Origin of the sequence: Moorena sp. SIO2C4, assembly GCF_010672485.1 — a bacterium.
GTDB lineage: Bacteria > Cyanobacteriota > Cyanobacteriia > Cyanobacteriales > Coleofasciculaceae > Moorena > Moorena producens.
In genome coordinates, this window is sequence record NZ_JAAHGN010000960.1 from 1 (window position 1) to 2970 (window position 2970).

Here is a 2970-nt window from a genome sequence, read left to right on the forward strand (position 1 = left end):
CGATTCCCGATTCCCGATTCCCGATTCCCGATTCCCGATTCCCGATTCCCGATTCCCGATTCCCGATTCCCGATTCCCGATTCCCGATTCCCGATTCCCGATTCCCGATTCCCGATTCCCGATTCCCTGTTCCCTATTCATTGATAGTAATAGGCGATAAATATGTGAAATCCTAGCATCACAAAGAATACACTGACTAGGAAGATATGGGTGGATAGCCAGATAGAGCGTAGATTACGAATTAGGGGGCCTTTAGATATACCCGGTAGCATGCTGCCAATGCCATCCTTTGCTGGCACCCAACCAAAATATTTTCTAGGAGATTCTAACACCCCGGTTTCCGCCACAACACCGACTAGAGCCGATAGGGTTACACCAAAAAATACCCACAGGAATATAGAATTAAAATTCTTACCCGTCGCCCCAATGGTATGAATTAATGTTGTCCCTAAAAGTGCGACTCCCAAAAAGATATGTAAACTGCGCCACAGCTGCATAGAACCAGGAATAGTCAACTTAATCATCCAGCCACGACTACGCTTTCTAGCTGTTAGTACCATCTCAAACAATACAAAGGCTAGGGATAGATAGCCGGTAATTTGCTTATAAAGTTCCCCTTGTAAAAGCTGATACCATTTAAAATAATTGTCCCGCAGCATCGGTAGATAAAGGGAACTGAGGGCAAAGGGAGTCAGAATTACCACACAGATGAAGGTGAGGATGATTAAGGTAGAAAATTTGGGCTTCATAACATAGTGGCTTTTCGGTTAAACCTATTTTTTAAGCAGTCAGCAGTCAGCAGTTAGCAGTCAGCAATCAGCAGTTAGCAGTCAGCAGTCAGCAGTTAGCAGTTAGCAGTCAGCAGTCAGCAGTCAGCAGTCAGCAGTCAGCAGTCAGTCTTTGGGTGATAGTTGATAGCACCTCAAGTAGCGTGGGCATAAGCTGATAGCTAATAGCTGATAGCTGATAGCTGATAGCTGATAGCTGATAGCTGATAGCTGATAGCTGATTGCTGATAGCTGATAGCTGATAGCTGATAGCTGACACATTTCCCCTAAAAATTAGGTGCCTTTTAGAGGCAGATTAATGATGACGCCACCCATGACTTCGCCCATCTCGAAGACTTTGTCAGGATAGCGCTCTTTGTGTACAGGATGGGTGTTGTGGCAAGTGACACAGGCTTCAGCGACGGCTTTATCAGGGTAGACGGCAGAAAAATAGGTTGTACCAGCAATTTCTTGATAGTCTTTGTAAGGCTCACCAGTTTCAACCACTTCTGCCATTGCTTTCTTTTCAAATTCAGATTTTGGCGCTTGGTTATCGTTGATGTTCCAAGGGGAAATTAAGCCGTAGGTAAACTCTCCGTTATCAGAAGCAATCTCTGCTCCTAGACGGAACATTTGAGCTGGTAGGGGAATACCACCAGTTTGTTGCCAACCTTCAGTGGCTTCAGCATCAACTACTCCCTTTGGCTTGTCTTTGCCTTCTAATTTCTTTAAGCGGTTAATAACGTGCTTGGTGTAAGCGGTGCGGTCTGCTAACAGTACAGTATGGATATAATCCACAACTAATTCCGGAGCAACACCTCCAGCTTGCTGACTGGAACCGCCGCCACAAGCTACAACAGTGACGCAAATCGCTAAACCTAAGGCAATTAAGCCCACAGCTTTGGTTTTCATGCGATGTAGCAATGTATTGATTGCCATGATTTCGTGTTTCCTCTCCTTGTATTTAATTGGTATGACGTGGCTATGACGTAGCTATGACTAGGGCTAGGAATGATTAGCGTTAGCTAGTAGCTTTAATTAGTAGCTTTTACTACTAGTAGCGTTAATTAGTAGCGTTAATTAGTAGCTTTTACTACTGTTCAGCGTTACTCGACCGTTTCTTCTCAAATGCACGAACTAGATCAAAGGTTTCTAGCTGAAGGCTAGGAGGTCGAGCAAAGTTTTCCTCTACTAGCTCATCGTCGAAGATGCTGTTATAGCTATACTCGACGCTGTGGCAGTTCATACAAACTTCCTTAACCATGCGATCGCGTGGTTTAAGAGTAAAGGTATTGTTGTGATTAACGACAATTGTGTTTTCTGTGTTTTCCAGCTGCTGACGAGGTAGATGACAGCTAGCACAGGTGACCGATTCACCATTAGGTCTGGGTAACGTACCTTGGTCGGCCAATAGTTCGGCATGCTTTGAGTTTTGATAGTTGAGGGAGTGGGTGTCATTATGACAGGTCAAGCAGGAATCTACAGAGGCTTGCCAGGTATTTACAGAATGGACATTGTGACAGCTGTTGCAGTTCATTTGCTTGTCCATCGCTGACTCTTTCATCGGCAAATGAGCCATTGCTGGTGTCAAGGGAGATAGTCCTTCTGAGATCCGAATGCCATGCTTACCATACAGAAAGGTCTCAACTGCTACCTCATGGCAACTTTGACAACTTTCCTGGGTTGGTTTAACCACTAATTCTTTAGTGTCAGAGTCTTGGTGACAGCTAGAGCAGTTAACGTCTGCTAAGGCATGAGCACTGCCTTGCCACAACTGATTAATTTCAACTAATTCCCCTTGGGAAAGGGATGCAGCGGCGTCTTTGGGCACACCCCCATTAGTGGCTACATCAATAACAGTGTTTGTGTTACCTCGGATACCGCTGACGAATACAAACCCAATGAGGACGAGTATAATCACAATCAGTTTTTTCATGACTCGCTCCCCAGGAATTCTTCACCTAAATCGGGAGTAGGCGCTTCTTCTAATTCCCCAGTAACTGTGCGCTCCAACAGTACAGGTTCTGGCAACATCGGCAACTGATCGATATTCTGACGCAGGAATCCTGTCGAGATGGAGCGGTGGTCGTGGAAGTTATGACAGCCTGCGGTCCAGCAACCATCCGGAGCAAATCCTGTATGACTGGCTAAGTCACCGGTGATGATGCCCTCATGGCAAGCCATACATAGGTCTGGCTTGAGA

General features: G+C 45.5%; 4 protein-coding genes and 1 pseudogene. All 5 read right to left on the reverse strand.

Annotation, left to right across the window (positions count from 1 at the left end; all coding sequences use genetic code 11):
• Positions 1 to 137 precede the first annotated feature (137 nt).
• The gene (locus F6K20_RS32035) at positions 138 to 749 is read right to left on the reverse strand and encodes a hypothetical protein (RefSeq protein ID WP_287250514.1); all 612 of its coding nucleotides are present in this window, start codon (positions 747 to 749) and stop codon (positions 138 to 140) included.
• Between the two features lie 144 nt (positions 750 to 893).
• Entirely contained in the window at positions 894 to 1049 is a 156-nt protein-coding gene (locus F6K20_RS32040; RefSeq protein ID WP_287297458.1) for a hypothetical protein, read from the reverse strand.
• Positions 1050 to 1061: 12 nt separating this feature from the next.
• The gene (locus F6K20_RS32045) at positions 1062 to 1706 is read right to left on the reverse strand and encodes a Tll0287-like domain-containing protein (RefSeq protein WP_008189374.1); all 645 of its coding nucleotides are present in this window, start codon (positions 1704 to 1706) and stop codon (positions 1062 to 1064) included.
• A 154-nt stretch (positions 1707 to 1860) separates the two neighbouring features.
• A complete protein-coding gene (locus F6K20_RS32050) occupies positions 1861 to 2703 on the reverse strand; it encodes a cytochrome c3 family protein (protein ID WP_287297456.1) in 843 nt (280 codons plus the stop codon).
• A pseudogene (locus F6K20_RS32055) lies at positions 2700 to 2970 on the reverse strand (cytochrome c3 family protein); the annotation flags it as partial. The gene F6K20_RS32050 and the pseudogene F6K20_RS32055, both read right to left, overlap by 4 nt.

What these genes read in the sequence shown, in the direction of transcription:
- F6K20_RS32035 (WP_287250514.1), bottom strand. Translation starts at nt 749, where the DNA reads ATGAAGCCCAAATTTTCTACCTTAATCATCCTCACCTTCATCTGTGTG.
- F6K20_RS32050 (WP_287297456.1), bottom strand. Translation starts at nt 2,703, where the DNA reads ATGAAAAAACTGATTGTGATTATACTCGTCCTCATTGGGTTTGTATTC.
- F6K20_RS32040 (WP_287297458.1), bottom strand. Translation starts at nt 1,049, where the DNA reads ATGTGTCAGCTATCAGCTATCAGCTATCAGCTATCAGCAATCAGCTAT.
- F6K20_RS32045 (WP_008189374.1), bottom strand. Translation starts at nt 1,706, where the DNA reads ATGGCAATCAATACATTGCTACATCGCATGAAAACCAAAGCTGTGGGC.